This window comes from Fictibacillus sp. b24 (assembly GCF_030348825.1).
In the GTDB taxonomy this organism is placed as follows: domain Bacteria; phylum Bacillota; class Bacilli; order Bacillales; family Fictibacillaceae; genus Fictibacillus.
In genome coordinates this window covers 1,939,832-1,955,151 of record NZ_JAUCES010000005.1, presented here as the reverse complement: position 1 = coordinate 1,955,151, position 15,320 = coordinate 1,939,832, and the positions used below count along the sequence as shown (strand labels likewise).

General features: G+C 37.0%; 18 protein-coding genes and 1 tRNA gene. 12 read left to right on the top strand and 7 right to left on the bottom strand.

Translation table 11 applies throughout. The features are described 5' to 3' along the window. Window positions 1-11: 11 nt before the first annotated feature. Window positions 12-1,076, bottom strand: coding sequence for an SDR family oxidoreductase (locus tag QUF49_RS10030; RefSeq protein WP_289495522.1), 1,065 nt, complete (start codon window positions 1,074-1,076; stop codon window positions 12-14). 70 nt (window positions 1,077-1,146) lie between these two features. Here QUF49_RS10030 and QUF49_RS10025 point away from each other — a divergent pair, with 70 nt between their 5' ends. Both QUF49_RS10025 and QUF49_RS10020 read left to right on the top strand, forming a co-directional pair. Continuing rightward, window positions 1,147-1,809 (top strand): NAD(P)H-binding protein, encoded by a 663-nt coding sequence (locus tag QUF49_RS10025; protein WP_289495521.1) that lies wholly within the window; start codon window positions 1,147-1,149, stop codon window positions 1,807-1,809. A 63-nt stretch (window positions 1,810-1,872) separates the two neighbouring features. Further along, the gene (locus QUF49_RS10020) at window positions 1,873-2,304 is read left to right on the top strand and encodes a BrxA/BrxB family bacilliredoxin (protein ID WP_066241289.1); all 432 of its coding nucleotides are present in this window, start codon (window positions 1,873-1,875) and stop codon (window positions 2,302-2,304) included. Between the two features lie 91 nt (window positions 2,305-2,395). Here QUF49_RS10020 and QUF49_RS10015 read toward each other — a convergent pair whose 3' ends face one another. The 3 genes from QUF49_RS10015 to QUF49_RS10005 all read right to left on the bottom strand — a co-directional run bounded on the left by QUF49_RS10015 (window position 2,396) and on the right by QUF49_RS10005 (window position 6,168). Next, the gene (locus QUF49_RS10015; RefSeq protein WP_289497624.1) at window positions 2,396-2,554 is read right to left on the bottom strand and encodes a YjcZ family sporulation protein; all 159 of its coding nucleotides are present in this window, start codon (window positions 2,552-2,554) and stop codon (window positions 2,396-2,398) included. 625 nt (window positions 2,555-3,179) lie between these two features. Beyond that, window positions 3,180-3,767, bottom strand: coding sequence for a glycerol-3-phosphate 1-O-acyltransferase PlsY (gene plsY / locus QUF49_RS10010; protein ID WP_289495520.1), 588 nt, complete (start codon window positions 3,765-3,767; stop codon window positions 3,180-3,182). A 214-nt stretch (window positions 3,768-3,981) separates the two neighbouring features. Beyond that, the gene (locus QUF49_RS10005; protein ID WP_289495519.1) at window positions 3,982-6,168 is read right to left on the bottom strand and encodes an MMPL family transporter; all 2,187 of its coding nucleotides are present in this window, start codon (window positions 6,166-6,168) and stop codon (window positions 3,982-3,984) included. A gap of 273 nt (window positions 6,169-6,441) precedes the next feature. On the opposite strand from QUF49_RS10005, the gene QUF49_RS10000 reads away from it, so the two are divergent. Together QUF49_RS10000 and ltaE are read left to right on the top strand one after the other, a co-directional pair. After that, on the top strand, window positions 6,442-7,134 hold the full coding sequence (locus QUF49_RS10000) for a class I SAM-dependent methyltransferase (protein ID WP_289495518.1): 693 nt from the start codon (window positions 6,442-6,444) through the stop codon (window positions 7,132-7,134). 68 nt (window positions 7,135-7,202) lie between these two features. Next, the gene (gene ltaE, locus QUF49_RS09995) at window positions 7,203-8,222 is read left to right on the top strand and encodes a low-specificity L-threonine aldolase (RefSeq protein ID WP_289495517.1); all 1,020 of its coding nucleotides are present in this window, start codon (window positions 7,203-7,205) and stop codon (window positions 8,220-8,222) included. A 191-nt stretch (window positions 8,223-8,413) separates the two neighbouring features. On the opposite strand, the gene QUF49_RS09990 is transcribed toward ltaE, so the two are convergent. Both QUF49_RS09990 and QUF49_RS09985 read right to left on the bottom strand, forming a co-directional pair. After that, complete coding sequence (locus QUF49_RS09990) at window positions 8,414-9,871, bottom strand: amidase family protein (protein ID WP_289495516.1); 1,458 nt, start codon at window positions 9,869-9,871, stop codon at window positions 8,414-8,416. 139 nt (window positions 9,872-10,010) lie between these two features. After that, window positions 10,011-10,751 carry a DUF6081 family protein gene (locus QUF49_RS09985; protein WP_289495515.1) on the bottom strand — a complete coding sequence of 247 codons (741 nt, stop codon included), beginning with the start codon at window positions 10,749-10,751 and terminating at the stop codon, window positions 10,011-10,013. A 189-nt stretch (window positions 10,752-10,940) separates the two neighbouring features. On the opposite strand from QUF49_RS09985, the gene QUF49_RS09980 reads away from it, so the two are divergent. The 8 genes from QUF49_RS09980 (at window position 10,941) to QUF49_RS09945 (ending at window position 14,879) form a co-directional block, all read left to right on the top strand. Then, window positions 10,941-11,225: a hypothetical protein gene (locus QUF49_RS09980; RefSeq protein WP_289495514.1), complete on the top strand. Its 285-nt coding sequence runs from the start codon at window positions 10,941-10,943 to the stop codon at window positions 11,223-11,225. A 99-nt stretch (window positions 11,226-11,324) separates the two neighbouring features. Beyond that, window positions 11,325-11,690: a DUF2203 domain-containing protein gene (locus tag QUF49_RS09975; RefSeq protein WP_289495513.1), complete on the top strand. Its 366-nt coding sequence runs from the start codon at window positions 11,325-11,327 to the stop codon at window positions 11,688-11,690. Window positions 11,691-11,770: 80 nt separating this feature from the next. Then, window positions 11,771-11,845 (top strand) — tRNA-Arg (locus QUF49_RS09970). Between the two features lie 137 nt (window positions 11,846-11,982). After that, entirely contained in the window at window positions 11,983-12,891 is a 909-nt protein-coding gene (locus QUF49_RS09965) for a rhodanese-related sulfurtransferase (RefSeq protein WP_289497623.1), read from the top strand. Between the two features lie 87 nt (window positions 12,892-12,978). After that, on the top strand, window positions 12,979-13,296 hold the full coding sequence (locus tag QUF49_RS09960) for a hypothetical protein (RefSeq protein WP_289495512.1): 318 nt from the start codon (window positions 12,979-12,981) through the stop codon (window positions 13,294-13,296). Next, window positions 13,289-13,666, top strand: a complete 378-nt coding sequence (locus QUF49_RS09955; RefSeq protein ID WP_289495511.1) for a kinase-associated lipoprotein B — start codon at window positions 13,289-13,291, stop codon at window positions 13,664-13,666. Before QUF49_RS09960 ends, QUF49_RS09955 begins: the two co-directional genes overlap by 8 nt. A 51-nt stretch (window positions 13,667-13,717) precedes the next feature. Beyond that, on the top strand, window positions 13,718-14,539 hold the full coding sequence (nadE, locus tag QUF49_RS09950) for an ammonia-dependent NAD(+) synthetase (RefSeq protein WP_289495510.1): 822 nt from the start codon (window positions 13,718-13,720) through the stop codon (window positions 14,537-14,539). 88 nt (window positions 14,540-14,627) lie between these two features. Next, on the top strand, window positions 14,628-14,879 hold the full coding sequence (locus QUF49_RS09945) for a hypothetical protein (protein WP_289495509.1): 252 nt from the start codon (window positions 14,628-14,630) through the stop codon (window positions 14,877-14,879). A 53-nt stretch (window positions 14,880-14,932) separates the two neighbouring features. Here the strand turns inward: QUF49_RS09945 and QUF49_RS09940 are convergent, their stop codons facing one another. Beyond that, window positions 14,933-15,082 carry a hypothetical protein gene (locus QUF49_RS09940; RefSeq protein WP_289495508.1) on the bottom strand — a complete coding sequence of 50 codons (150 nt, stop codon included), beginning with the start codon at window positions 15,080-15,082 and terminating at the stop codon, window positions 14,933-14,935. Between the last annotated feature and the right edge of the window lie 238 nt (window positions 15,083-15,320).

The following is a 15,320-nucleotide window of genomic DNA, read 5'->3' as shown; positions in this document are numbered from 1 at the left end:
TGCCATCCCTTTTAATACCTTTTCAAGTTATAATCACTTGCGTTGTTTTTGTAATATTGCACAATAGCGCCAACATATTCCTTAAATGGAGGACAAGTAATTTCAGTTCCTTGCAGGTCCCTAACTAGCTGAGTCGTATCATATTGCGCATCATGAGAAAAGTAAGAGAGCGTTTCATAAGGTACGCCTAGCCATTTAGAAAGGATAGATATGGACAATAATCGTTCTGCAAACATTCTAGATAACGTCCAACTAGGTTTTTTACCAGTAAGCTCTTGGCATAATAAAGAATATGCTTCCTGAATAGAAGGTGAATCAGGACTAAGCATGTGGTACGTTTTTGATTCACCTCTAGGGTCGTGCATTAAGAATACGGAGGCTTTAATTATAAAATCGACGGGAACGAGATGAATTTTCGATGTTGACTTGCCGATATTAGGAATTGGAAGACGAGCTAAACGGTTTAAAAACTGCATCATAAAATAAGGACCGTCAAACTTAATGGTTTCACCTGTTATCGAATCACCTACAATAATTCCTGGCCTAATGATGGTGGTTGGTATCCTATCCATAGATGCTCTAACAATACTTTCTGCTTCATGCTTTGTTTGTTCGTAAAAATTACGAAAGCTTTGAGGCTTTCTAAAATCATTTTCAAGGATTTCCCCTTGCTCGTTACCTGATACATAAGCAGTGCTGTAATAACAAAATCGTTTTAAATCCTTGCATTTCTCTACAAAGGATAAGACGTTTTTAGTTCCGATAACATTACAGGAATAAGCAGGATCATACGGAATGGTTAAATCGTATAGAGCTGCTAAATGAACACAATGTGTAATATGATTTGCAAGGTGTTCGATTTCTGTATAAGACAAACCTAAATTTTCTTTAGTAATGTCACCTTCTATAAGTTGTATATTTTCATGATGATTTTCTAGTTTTTTTTCGGCTATTTGTCTTTCTTGTTTTAAGATTAATAAGTAAAAAGAAGAAGATGGATATTCTGTTTGCAGAGCCTTTACAAGTTTTGAGGCTATAAAACCTGGATAACCAGTGATAAAATAAGAATGCTTCACCCAAATACACCTACCAGTCCGAATTATTATTAAAAATTTGCTTTCAAGAAAAAGAAAGGGTCATTAAATAATGAATAGTGAAACAGTTATTATTGCAGGATCAAGTGGTTTAGTCGGTCAGGAAGTCGTAAAACAGCTCCTTAATGATCCTATGTGTCAAGAAATTATTATGCTCGTTAGAAAAGCGACAGACATAAAACATGAAAAAATAAAAGAAATCATATTCGATTTTTCAGCACCTGAATACCGCTTAGAAAACATTAAAGCTGATGCAATGTTTATCTGTATCGGTACGACGATGAAAAAAGCTAAATCAAAAAGTGCTTTTGAAGAAGTAGATCTGCATATTCCAGTTAAGTTAGGCAGACTTGCTCAAAAATTAAACATCAAACATCTTTCAGTTATTTCAGCCCTAGGAGCTAATGCCAAATCAACATTCTTTTATAATAGAGTTAAAGGGAAGATGGAGTCACAGTTGATCTCAATGAACCTTCCTCATCTCACAATTGTTAGGCCTTCTTTATTGATAGGGGTCCGTGATGAGTTCAGGCTTGGAGAAAGATTTGCTGAAAAGCTCTATAAAGCTTTACCATCTGTATACCCTAAAAAATATGAACCAATTGAAGCAAGTTCAGTAGCTAATACATTAATAAAAGAAAGTTTCAAACCTCATTATCAAAAAGTAAACATACTTGAAAATAAGAAGATTCATGAGATAAGCCGAAATAGTTAAAAAGATGGCTTGTTTACGCTATAATAACATTGTATGTAAATGATTCGTTTTCAGGAGGAATAAATTATGAATGCCTATGAAGAATATATGAAACAAATGGCTCAACCTATGAGAGATGAATTAACGCGCGCTGGTTTTGAAGAGTTAAAAACACCTGAAGAAGTTAATTATTTTATGCAGGAAACAGAAGGTACTGCATTAGTTGTGATTAATTCTGTATGTGGATGTGCTGCAGGTCTAGCTCGTCCAGTTGCAATTGCATCACAGAACCACTCTGTAAAGCCTGATCAATTTGTGACGGTGTTTGCCGGTCAGGATAAAGAAGCTACGGCTCAAATGAGAGAATTCTTTGGTGATATTCCGCCATCTTCTCCTTCAATGGCTGTATTAAAGGATGGAAAAGTCGTTCACTTTATACATCGCCATAACATTGAAAACCATGCACCAGAGGAGATTCTTGAGAATTTGCTCGGAGCATATGACGAGCATTGCTAAGGCTTTTTATTCAGTATAATTGGACTATTTAAAAAAAGAAAGAGAGAAGCATAATTTGCTTCTCTCTTTCTTTTTTTATAAATATAATGACTTAATGAGAAGAGGATGAAGATTCGTCGCAGTCGTCATCTTTACCGTGGAACGCTGTCGCTCCGATAATGATTAGCAGGATGAATAGAACAACAATAATTAGAAACCCGCAGCCATGTCCATAACCATAGCCTCCACCATATCCACCATGCAACGGCATGTTTGCTACCGGCTTCATATTAATGTTCATATTGTCACCATAAGGCATATTCATTTTCTTGTTTTCCATTTCAGTCCCTCCAAATATTTAAGTCTAGGTCAACGTCACATTACACCATATGACCGAACCACCTAAACGGACACGGACAAATGCGGAGTTTTTAGTGAAATCGCCTGTACTTTTTTAGGAGAAAAGCCTATTTTTAATTTTATTAGTATTAATTTGATAATTAAGCAAAGAAAATAAGTTGAAAAACCGCTTAGCAAAACAGATCGACTGGAATTTATGAACAAGGTAGCTTTTGATTTGAAAATGGTGCAGTTTCGAGTATCGAAACTGGTCGTAACATATACCTAGCTAGGTATTCAGCTAATGCATTCCAAAAGTTTAGGCACGTAATCCAAAAATTTTGGCCGTTTATCCACGAATTTCGGCTGTCAATCCAAAAGTTTTTGCTGTTTATCCACGAGTTTACAACCCTCGACATATTTCGCGACATTTTTCTCGTCACATTAACATGCACCGTTGAGACCAAAGCATTTGAAAAAGAAATCAACAACTTACACGTGCAACGAAATTCTCTAAAATAGCATAAAAAAAGATCGTCCTTATAATAAGAACGATCTTAAATCCATTTTACTTTTGGTTCTGTTTTTTTAGCGATTCTGACAATGTTTTGTCTGTGTCTAAAGATTAGAAAAAGTGTAAAGCCAATTAAGATGTAGGTTGTAATGGAGTCGCCAGAAAGCAAGAGGCTTAAAGCGATTGAACCGACACCAGCCATAATAGATGAAAGTGAAACGTATTTACTTAAGTATAGCGTTAAAAAGAAGGTAAGCAGAACGAGAACAAATAAAAGAGGTTCTGCAAATAATAAAACACCGCCAGAAGTTGCTACCGCTTTACCGCCTTTAAATTTCGCAAATACTGGGTAACAATGTCCAATTACAGCTGGTATTCCCGCAATAAGTGGATGAAGGTCAATATCCAGCAAAACAGGCAAGCTTGCAGCTAATGTACCTTTTAAAACATCTGCTGCTGAAACAATAAAACCCGCTTTCTTTCCTAAAGTCCTAAACGTGTTTGTACCGCCTAAATTCCCGCTTCCATGTTCTCTGATGTCAATGCCATAACCTAGTTTTCCTACTAACAGGGCAAAGGGGATTGAACCTAGCAAATAAGAAATAAGAAGAATTATAATAATTTCAGTCATATGAACACCCCTAAAAATAAGACTAGCTATTTCTTATTATAGGATATAACGTTTTAATTTCCCACAATTAGTTTATAGAGAACTTGGTTGCCGTATAGCCTTTTGCGTCTGTCTTAGTTGCGGTCATACTGATCGACCTAAACTTGTTGCCTATGGCGAAAATCTTCATGCAAACAAGTTATACTTTCTGAATGTGTAAAAAAACGGCACCCCATTAGGAAAGGGCGCCGCGGTTTTTATTCTTCTTATTCTTTGAAAATGGCATCCACCAATTCCAGTCTCCGAGAAGCTTCATTAAAGACGGAACGAAGATCATCCTGACGATGGTTGCATCTATAAAAATAGCGAGTGCAATAGCAATACCTATTTGCTTTACAGGCATTACATTGGTAAAAGCAAAGGATCCAGTTATCACAATCATAATTGCAGCGGCTGAAGTAATGATTTTTGAAGTAGAGGTTAATCCCGATAATGTAGCGTGGTCATTATCACCGCTCTCCTCATAGATTTCTTGTATTCTAGAGATTAAGAAAACCTCGTAATCCATACTCAGTCCGAATACGATTCCGAACGTAAAGACAGGTATCATCAATCCAATTTCAACTGGGTCCATCAGCACGCCGCTTTGGAATATCCAAACAAGAATTCCAAAGGTAGCTGCCAGACTAAGCATGTTCATAAAGATTGCCTTTATCGGTATGAATACAGAACGGAATGCAATCATTAGTATGAAAAGGGTAGTAATAAGTACAATCGCTAACCCATATGGTGCTTTTTCGATAATTTCATCAAATATCTCTTGATTAAACTTTGTTACACCACCGATAGTTAATGAAAGTCCATCATGTTCATCTTCCCATTTCTTAACGAATCGCTTGGCTTCATCACCTGTAACATCTACTGATAAATAAGCTCTGATTACTGCTGTTTCTTTATTGATAAACGGCTTTAATGCAGGGGATAACTGCTGCTTTCCTTGTTCTGTCTGCAACACATCGTAAAGCTCTGAACCATTAAGCTGGTTAGTATAATTAAAAATAGATTCTGTTTTGGTTACTTCTTTTTCATTTTCAAGATTCTTTACTAATTTTTCTAACGCAAGCAGAGATTCTTTATTTGTAGTGTATGAATCATTTGATTCCGCCACGATGAGCACCGGGTACAATTCATCTTCACCAAAGGTTTTTTCGAATTTTTCAAAGGCAGTTCTAGACTCATATTCTGGAGGAAGGGCCTCAGCTTCCGGAATTGAAAGTTTCATATCTTTAACGGGGGTTACGGATAACCCTAAAATACATGCTGCCGTAATCGCCATTATAACGGGTCGCTTCATAACAAAAGCCGCAAATGAATGCCAAACTGATTTTCCATTTTTTTTCGGTTTAAACAATTTTAACGCATTAACACGGTCACCAAGTACTGCTAAAATTGCTGGCAAAAATGTAATGGCATTCAGTACGGATAGAATAACAACAACCATACCGCCAATTGCAACTGTTTTAAAAATATCGATATTAATCAGCAGCATACCTGATAGACCTAAGAACACACAAAGACCTGAAAAGGCAATGGATCGACCTGCTGTTTGAACAGAGATTATGGTAGCTTTTTCGATTCCTTGATGAAGTTCTTCACGAAAACGATTTACAAGAAGCAGGGCAAAATCTATTCCTAATGCTAGACCGATCATAGGAACAACATTTAGTAAGAAAATACTTACGTTTGTTTCTTGACCATAAAAATAAAGAAGACCAAGGGAGCTTACAACAGAGATCACTCCGACTATAATCGGTAATCCTGCAGCTATTAAACCGCCGAACGCCAGTAGAAGAATAACTAGTGCTGCAGGTATCCCTATGGCTTCTGCTCTTGCTAAGTCGTGTTGACTTGCAGTGTTCATATCTTCAGCAATAACCGGCCCGCCTGTTAATGAAACTGAGATCTCCTTGTCTTCAGGCAATCGGTCTCTTATTTGTTCAATGGAAGTCTTTAAATCTCCGAAGCTCTTATCAAACTGAATGGTAGCAAACGATACACTATCTTTTATCGTTTTTTCGGGAGCAGCATAGGGACTTTGAACGCCAACTACGTCTTGAACATCACCCATTTGCTCAATAGAATTCAGTACAAAATCTTTATATTCTTGATCTTGAGGGTTATATTCTTCAGAATCAAAGACCAGCATCACAGAAGACTTAGGCTGTTCGAACTTTTCTTGAAAAATATTCTCTACTTTAGAAAAAGAGCCATCCATTTCAAAACCGCTTCCACTTAATATTGAAGGAAGTTTGACAGCAAAGAAGCCTAATACAATGGTAGTCAGTACCCAAAATGTTATAATAAGAACACGGAAACGATATGTAAATTTGCCTAAGGCTTGAAACGATAAACCTTTTTTCATGGTGGTGCCTCCTCATACATATATCTTCCCATATTTTAGGTTTGTTCCAAGATATATGCAAATAATAAGAAGCCTTTTTTGAATTTGATTTTACTTCCTTGTTCATTTAGTTGGAGCGAAATCAATCACTTTCAGAATCAACGAAGTTTGCAAGAACAACATTAATTTATAAACAGACAGGTGAATACATTGATTGTTACAACAGCCGGAAAAAATGCATTGCGGTTACAAAATAAAGCAGAAGAAGTTGCCCTATCAATAGGAGGGACATTCGTGGAGCGAGAAGGCCTCTCCATATCATCCTTAACCGAAAAGTACAATAAAGATGTACTCATGATCGGGGTCGATAAAATTTCGTATCATCCAAAAGACGGGGGCACACCTTTCTTTTTTCATCCTAATTCTTCAATGTTCCGTGTAAAGCAAATACTTAGAGGAGAAAAAGATGCCTTTATTGAAGCTAGCCAATTAAGTGAAGGTATGACTTTATTGGACTGTACATTAGGACTAGCTTCTGACTCTATAGTAGCTAGTTTAGTCACGGGAGAGAATGGCTCTGTAACGGGGATTGAGAGCAGTACCGCTATTTCATTTGTCGTTCGCAGCGGCCTTAAAGTATGGGAATCAAAACTGCCAGAGATGAATGCAGCCATGAGAAGAATTGAAGTTGTACAGAGTAATCATTACGAGTTTCTAAAAAAACAACCTGATAATCGCTATGATGTTGTTTATTTTGACCCTATGTTCGAATCAACCATCGCTTCTCCAGGTATACAAGGTTTAAAAAGCAGTGCTGATTACGGGGAACTTACTAAGAAAACGATTAATGAAGCATTAAGAGTATCTTCACAGCGTGTAGTGATGAAAGATAATCGAACAAGCACGAAATTTAAAGATTTGGGTTTTTCTGTAATTAAAAGGAATGCCAGTACTTTATATGGAGTAATTAATAAGCCCCTTTACTAAAGACTCTATTCTAAAAATGCAACAGAGTTTTCGGAAACAGCCTTAAAAAATTTAGAATGAGGTGTAATATGATTGACCTTAGAAGTGATACCCTTACACAACCAACAAAAAAAATGAGAGAAGCCATCTATAATGCATCAGTCGGGGATGATGTTTACGGTGAAGATCCCACGATTAATAGACTAGAAGAATTGACTGCTGAAATAACAGGAAAAGAAGATGCTTTATTTGTTACTAGCGGCACACAAGGCAATCAATTAGCCGTTCTTGCTCAAACATCGCCAGGCGATGAGATTATCGTTGAAGCAGAGTCTCATATCTTTTTTTATGAAGGGGGAGCCACTTCAGCTTTAGCTGGTGTTCAGCCAAGAGTCGTTCAAGGTATCAAAGGCGAAATGAACCCTAACACAGTGAAAAGTGCTATTCGTTCTGATGATATTCATTTTCCTGATACTTCTTTAATATGTCTTGAGAACACACACAACCGTTCTGGAGGATCTATTGTTTCTTTAGAGAACATGAGCGCTATATATGATATTGCTTCTAACGCGGGCATACCCGTTCATATCGATGGAGCACGTCTCTTTAATGCAGTGGTAGCATCAAAAAGGGATGTGAAAGATTTTACCCAATATTGTGATTCAGTACAGATTTGCTTATCGAAAGGTTTAGGGTCCCCTGTCGGTTCCTTATTAGCAGGCAAAAAAGAAGTCATTCAAAAAGCGAGAAAATGGAGAAAGCGACTTGGCGGGGGAATGAGACAAGCAGGTTTCCTTGCAGCAAGCGGTATCATCTCGATAACAGAAATGGTAGATCGCTTAGCTGAAGATCATGAAAAAGCATTAAAACTAGCTGATGCCATAGAAGAAATGGATAAGTTAACTCTTGTTAACAGGCCTGATACGAACATTGTTATTGTTAATACAGAAAAAACCTTGCAAACCAATGAAGAATTCTTAAGTAACCTGAAGAAAGAAGGCCTGCTCGCCGTCTCATTCGGGGAAGGACAAATTAGATTTACAACACACTATGATGTAAGTGCTGAAGACATCGAACTTGCGATTTCTGCAATACACCGTGTTATTTAAAAACAGGAATGAATGAGTATAGTGCTGTTTTTCACATACAATCTTGCTCTTAACAGTATTTGATTTTCGTTCTAGTTTGCTAGCTTCAAACCATTTGCAAATGGAGAGAAAAAGGCCTAAAGCAATAGTCATTTAGAAAAGAACCAAATAATCGTAAAAAACCGGGTGCTATTCCCGGTTTTTACTTTTAACTATTTAAATACAACAGTTATCCTTTTTTGTGAAGCTTGTTCAAACGCATATGCCAACTGAATAAGCTTTTTCTCTGAGAAAGCAACACCTGTGAACATGACACTTAGAGGCAATCCAGCTTCATCAAAGCCTGAAGGGACGGAAATAGAAGGGTAGCCTGCTTTTGCTGGAATTCCGTACCAAACATCGTTCGGGCTAATAATAGCATCAAGTTGATTTTCGTTCATCACGAGATCAATACCTTTGTTCTGTGTCTTTTCCAAATCGTTCATTCTAGATTGAAGATATTCTGTACTAGTTAAAGTTCCATCTGTTTCGTTGCTCTCGATTAGTAACTCTTGATTATACTTAAGGCAGTTATCTTTATGTTCATTATTTAACGCAATGACATCAGATAAGGTTGAAATACCAATTGCAGGGGAGACAGACTTTAAATAATGATTAAGACCTGATTTGAATTCATGTAAAAGAACAGTATAGTTAGATCCATCTTTTTCTAATGGAGAGATCTGATCTAAATAAATAATTTCTCCGCCTTGCGTTTTTATTAATTGTAGTACTTCATCAAACACAGACCTTTGTTTTTCATTCAGATCACGAATACAAAACTCATAGGTTACTCCAAACCTTTTTCCATTTAATGACGATTGTTCTAAACCATCTGTATATGAGGATTGCTCAGGTGCAATATGGGTGGCTGCATCTTGAGAATCTACGCCTGCTATTACTTCAAGCAGTATTGCTGCATCCTTAACGGTTCTTGCCATTGGGCCTGCTGTATCCTGACTGATCGAGATAGGTATGATTCCTGTTCTCGATACCAAACCGACAGTTGGTTTGATTCCAACAATATTGTTATTACCAGCAGGGCATAATATAGATCCTGATGTTTCTGTTCCAATTGCAAGAGTGGCAAAGTTACATGCAACAGCCGCAGCAGATCCAGAACTGGAACCACTTACATCAAGTACGCCTGGGCCGTAGGGATTTAGAACTTGTCCGCCTCTCGAGCTATATCCATTTGGCATATTATAGGCCATGAAGTTTGCCCATTCGGTCATATTGGCTTTCCCTAAAATAACAGCACCAGCTTCTCTCAGTTTCTGAACAATAAACGCATCTTTTTGAGCATAGTGGTTTTGAAGAGCTAATGACCCTGCGCTAGTATGCATCTGATCAGCAGTATCAATATTGTCCTTAATGATAACAGGGACCCCGTGCAAAGGACCGCGTATTTTCCCGTTTTGCCGCTCATGGTCTAATTTCCTTGCTATGAATAATGCACCAGGATTAACTTCAAGAACAGAGTTGATTTGTGGACCTTGTTTATCATATCTTGATATTCGATCTAAATAATATTTTACAAGGTCAAAAGAGTTTAATTCCCCATTTTCAAAATGCATATGTAGCTGATTAAGTGTTATTTCTTCAATTTGTAACACGTTTATTTGTGACATTTTGCCACATCCTCTCTTAATTGCTCAATACTTATTATATAAAACTGTCGCAAAAAAAGGAATTTTCAAAGTATTCCTAGAATAAATAAAAAAAGGCCCGCATCATGCAGACCTATAAAGGTAAAACGCGATTATTGTATTATTCTTCAATCGTAACTTTCATAGGTGACCATTCACCGATGATGCCTTGTCCGTGAAGAGAAGTACTGCCTTCTGGTGCTAAATCTTTTTCGGTCATAAGTCCAAGAGCAACTGTAAATTCATTAAATTTGATTGGAACATTTTTTTCATTTCTTACGATTGATCCGTTTACAGCGAAAGTTACTTCGTCTGCTTCACGGTTGTAAGTAATTCGATATTCGTTCCATTCTCTATCGTTAAAATCTTTTTCTTCTTTAAAAATACAAAAGTATCTCGTTTTGTCGGTTTCAGGCACTGAAACACCTGGGAACGGAAGTACTGCATAAACACTTGCAAATTGTTCGTTCCCAGCAAAAAAATCAAGCGCTGCGCCAGTTGTAAAGTCCAATAAATTCACAGATACAAAACCATCGTATAAATCGTTAGCATGAGTACCGATTGGGCGAGAGCGCATTTTCCATTGAAAGGAGATGGTTCCGTCTTCAGGCACTTTAATCGATTCATTCGAATAATACATGTGTTTTGCATTATCTAAAAATTGCACAGAAGGGTGTGATTTAGTGAAGGGGTTAACCCTGACATACAACTCATCATTTCTTACAATAACAACTGCCTCTGGCTCTCTGAATTCGTGGAAAGATCCATCTGGAAGTGGAAAGCCTCCGATTCTCCACGTATCTGATTCAGTTAATATGGTGAGGAAATTTCCTAATACTATTTCTTTTTGAAGTTTTTTCATTAAACACAGCTCCTAGTTAATTGCTTATAAAGTTATTTAATCAAATATAGGTTGATGAGGCAAATGCTGGCTTTTCTATTAATACCCGTCCATAAAAAAACTAGATTTCTAATATGGACAAGTATATTTCAGAAAAAACTGAATAATAATGGTATTAAGAGCTCGCAAATTAAAGGGAGGGTGTTCTCTATGAAAACGGTATCTCAAATTAATTTACGAAAAGAAAAGGAAAAGACGTTCTCAAGTGATGATAGAATCATGCTTTTTATCACGAAGTTTCACTTAAAAGCAAAAAGGGATAAATGGTTAACGTTACGTCTTTTATTAAGAAAAGGATCTGTTGATCTTGTAGAACAAATCTTGATTAGTTCAGAGTACAGAAGGGATTTTCCTGAGCTTCTTGAAGATGATACGGTAAGAGACTTCTATTTAGACTTAAAGAATCCAAAAAAAGAAATGTGTCTAACCATTTAACCTTTTGGGGAACCAAAAGGTTTTCTTCTTGTCATTTTTGTGTGCAAAGTTTTTATCATTTGATATAATACGGACATGAAGGTGAAGGAGAACGATGTGATGAAGCGTTATACATTAGAAGAAGCCAACCAATTGCTTCCTGTCCTCTCAAAAGAGTTTGACTCTCTCCATAATTTACAAAGAGAGTTTGATCTTTGGTACGAATCATTTCAACAAGTTGAACCTCAGTTAAATGCTGAAGAAAAAGCAGCTTGGGAAAAGCGAATTCAATTCATGGAACTTGAAGCAGAAATGTTTATTTCTAATATATTGTCTCACGGCGTGTGGTTTGAAGATGCATTTTCTTCCACGCTGCATTTCCCAGCTATCTTAAATGGGAAAAAAGGTGTATTCAAATGGCATCCTGAAGAACCTGTCATCACGATCTATGAAAGCTCTGAAGATTCTCGTCATTTGGTAAATTAAGGAACAGTTATTTAATTGATGTAAAAAACACTTGTATTATTTTAAGAAATTGTTTATGATATTATTCGTGACGTAAATTAGCGCCTATAGTGAAATGGATATCACACGAGATTTCGGCTCTCGTATTCTGGGTTCGAATCCTGGTGGGCGCGCCACTTCCAATTGAATATATTGATTATCGGTTAGTTCCGGTACTCACCACGGGGATGGCTATTGGGACCGGTGGTTTTTTATTTGGCGTCGCAAAAAATAAACTAACGTTGCAGGTTGGTGAATAATTGTGTCAGAAAAAATGAGAGTACTATTGTATTACAAGTATGTTCCGATCGATGATCCAGAAAGCTTTAAAGATGAACATTTAAAGTTTTGTAAGGACTTAGGTCTTCTAGGAAGAATTATTGTAGCACCTGAGGGTATAAACGGAACAGTGTCAGGTACGTATGAACAAACTCAAATCTACATGGATCACCTTAAAGCAGATCCGCGATTTGAAGATATTGTTTTTAAAATAGATGATATTGAACAACATGCATTTAAAAAAATGTTTGTTCGTCATAAACAGGAACTTGTAACTTGGCGTTTTGAAGAAGACGTAGATCCAAACCAATTATCTGGTAAACGTTTATCTCCAAGAGAATTTTACGAAGCGTTACAGGACGAAGATGTTATTGTAATTGACGGACGTAATGATTATGAATATGAAATTGGGCACTTTCGCGGTGCGATTCGTCCAGATGTTAAAGCATCTAGAGATTTCCCTAAATGGGTCCGCGAAAACATAAGCCAATTTAAAGATAAAAAAGTTTTAACGTACTGTACAGGTGGTATCCGCTGTGAAAAGTTCTCAGGCTTTCTTCTACAAGAAGGGTTTCAGGATGTATCACAGCTTGAAGGCGGAATCGTAACTTACGGTAAAGACGACGAAGTTCAAGGGAAGCTTTGGGATGGAAAACTCTACGTATTTGATGAGCGTATCTCAGTTCCGGTAAACCGCACAGATGAAGATGTAGTTATTGCTACATGTTATTATTGCGGAAAAACAGAAGATCGCTACGTGAACTGTGCAAATCCAGAATGTAACAAACAACATGTTTGTTGTACAGAGTGTGAAGTGAAGCATAAGCGTTCATGTACGAAAGAATGTTTAGAACATCCTCGTAACCGCTACGAGACAGAACGAAAAGAACAGCAAACCGTTTAATGGTAAAGCCAGTGATTATACTGGCTTTTTTTATTTTCCTGTTTTAAAGTTAACGGTAATGATGAATATCAAATGAGGTGGAAACAGATGAGTAATCGAGCAGATGAAATTTCTGAAAAAGTAATCAGTAATTATCAAAAAGACGAAGGTATGATGATTATTATTTACGCTCAATGGTGTGTAAATAATGGATTAGATCCAAAGGAAGTTTATCTTAAAGCTTATCCAGAACAAACGAATAACGAATATGTGATGCATATGTTAGAGCAGACTGTTCCATTAGAAGAGGCGGAGCACATTAGCAATGAAACATTGTTGCAAGTCTTATCCTTATTCGGTAATGAAGATCTTGCCTTTGTGGTATCAAAAGAAATAGATGTAAAGCTGGAGGCGAAAAATGACTGAAACAGAAAAGTTAGTACTCGCAAGCTATAAAACAGGGCAATATATAGGAAAAGCAGAAGATGAAAGAAATCAGATGGTACTAGTCCATGTTTTAGCGGTAAAGTCACACCCACGGCAAGGTGATCTGCATCATCCTAAACAAGCTGACGTTCCTTTTTTTCAAGAAAGAAGAGCATTAAGTTATGGTGAGAAAACATGGGTGCCCGTCCATACAGTGAAGGAGTATACCGGTGACCTTCCAGCTTATAAAGACTCATTAAAAAGTGCTCTGATTGGATACATAGAAAAATTAGAAGAAGACAATAGTGAATGGGCAAAGCGTTCTTTACAGTGCCTATATGAGCTTAAAAAAGATTATAAATTAGATTAAAAACGAACGGTAAGTGGAACAGTTAAGTACAAAGTAAAGGTGGCGATTAATTTGGTACTTCAACAACAGATCATTAAAGAATTACAAGTAGAACCTGAAATTAATGCAAAAAGTGAAATTCAAGCTAGAGTTCAATTTCTAAAAGATTATGTAAGGAAATCTGGTACAAAAGGTTATGTTCTAGGCATTAGCGGCGGACAAGACTCGAGCTTAGCTGGTAAATTAGCTCAGATAGCCATGAAAGAGCTGCGGGATGAAACCAATGAGGACTATAAATTCGTAGCTGTCAGACTTCCATATGGTGTTCAAAAAGATGAAGAAGATGCCCAACGCGCGCTAAAATTTATTGATCCAGATGTTTCTCTTACTGTAAATATAAAACCAGCAGTAGATGCTTCAGTAAACTCTTTTATGGAAGCAACGGATAAGGAGCTTACTAACTTTCTAAAAGGAAATACGAAGGCACGCGAAAGAATGAAAGTTCAGTATGATATTGCAGGAGCATACCAATGTCTTGTTATTGGTACCGATCATGCAGCTGAAGCAATCACAGGCTTTTTCACAAAACACGGTGATGGTGCTTGTGATATTGTACCTTTGTATGGATTAAATAAGAGACAGGGAAGAGAGCTGCTAAAAGAATTAGGTGCTGAAGAACGCATCTATTTAAAAGTTCCTACAGCTGATTTAGAAGACGATAAACCGCTAATCCCTGATGAAACAGCACTTGGAGTTACGTATGAAGAGATTGATGATTACTTAGAAGGAAAAGAAATCTCTGCTACTTCAAAAGAAAAAATTGAAAAGAGATACTTACAAACCATGCATAAAAGAAACCATCCTGCATCCATCCATGATACTTGGTGGAAGTAATATGAAGCACCTGGGAAAACCAGGTGTTTTTGTTTTGCAGCTTTTAGGTTATACTTGTTGTTGGAATAAAGGGAAGGGGATACATACCGTGAGTAAAACAGCAAAAATCATAATATCATTAGGAATTGTATTTTTAGCTTATTTCGTTTTTGATACGATTAATCGTGAAAATGCTCGAAAAGATCGTCTAAATGTGATTGACGATCATTTCAAAAAACCTTTCAAAATTGAAGAAGAGCTAAAAGAACAATATGATGAAGACTTCCTGATTGAAATGGACGACGAATTTTATATGGTAACGGTAAAAGACAATAAAGTCGTAAAAACCGTTAAACAATAATGTATGAGGCATGGCTCAAAAGCAAAGTAACTTTTGGAGCTAAGCCTCTTTTTTTATAGACTGTTTTCGTAATCTTTGTTGTTATGTAAGTGGTTGATTTCCGTTCCAGGTGCTCGCTTTCCGCGGGGCAGGCGGTGAGCCACATTCGTACGTTTCACTCTTAAGTGTCTCACCTGCCCGCCTGTCCCGCAGGAGTCTCGCACCTTACACTCCAATCAACTGTCATAGAAGAAATGAGGTTTGAAAGCAATAATCTTTTAGAAAAGAGCTTTTTATAAGATGAGAGAAGGCTAGCGCACGGGTTATCTATACTGGGAGAAGAAATATTTCTATTTGTTTGTGATGAACAACTTAAATTATATTTACATTAGTTACACAGACTCTAATAAAGATAAACCACCCCATGGCCAAGCATACTACTTCCTCAGTAGGACCATCTGC

Excerpts from the sequence above, each read along its gene's own strand:
- QUF49_RS10025 (WP_289495521.1), top strand. The coding sequence starts at position 1,147 with ATGAATAGTGAAACAGTTATTATTGCAGGATCAAGTGGTTTAGTCGGT.
- QUF49_RS10015 (WP_289497624.1), bottom strand. The coding sequence starts at position 2,554 with ATGCCGTTGCATGGTGGATATGGTGGAGGCTATGGTTATGGACATGGC.
- plsY (WP_289495520.1), bottom strand. The coding sequence starts at position 3,767 with ATGACTGAAATTATTATAATTCTTCTTATTTCTTATTTGCTAGGTTCA.
- QUF49_RS10005 (WP_289495519.1), bottom strand. The coding sequence starts at position 6,168 with ATGAAAAAAGGTTTATCGTTTCAAGCCTTAGGCAAATTTACATATCGT.
- ltaE (WP_289495517.1), top strand. The coding sequence starts at position 7,203 with ATGATTGACCTTAGAAGTGATACCCTTACACAACCAACAAAAAAAATG.
- QUF49_RS09990 (WP_289495516.1), bottom strand. The coding sequence starts at position 9,871 with ATGTCACAAATAAACGTGTTACAAATTGAAGAAATAACACTTAATCAG.
- QUF49_RS09985 (WP_289495515.1), bottom strand. The coding sequence starts at position 10,751 with ATGAAAAAACTTCAAAAAGAAATAGTATTAGGAAATTTCCTCACCATA.
- QUF49_RS09980 (WP_289495514.1), top strand. The coding sequence starts at position 10,941 with ATGAAAACGGTATCTCAAATTAATTTACGAAAAGAAAAGGAAAAGACG.
- QUF49_RS09975 (WP_289495513.1), top strand. The coding sequence starts at position 11,325 with ATGAAGCGTTATACATTAGAAGAAGCCAACCAATTGCTTCCTGTCCTC.
- QUF49_RS09965 (WP_289497623.1), top strand. The coding sequence starts at position 11,983 with ATGAGAGTACTATTGTATTACAAGTATGTTCCGATCGATGATCCAGAA.
- QUF49_RS09960 (WP_289495512.1), top strand. The coding sequence starts at position 12,979 with ATGAGTAATCGAGCAGATGAAATTTCTGAAAAAGTAATCAGTAATTAT.
- QUF49_RS09955 (WP_289495511.1), top strand. The coding sequence starts at position 13,289 with ATGACTGAAACAGAAAAGTTAGTACTCGCAAGCTATAAAACAGGGCAA.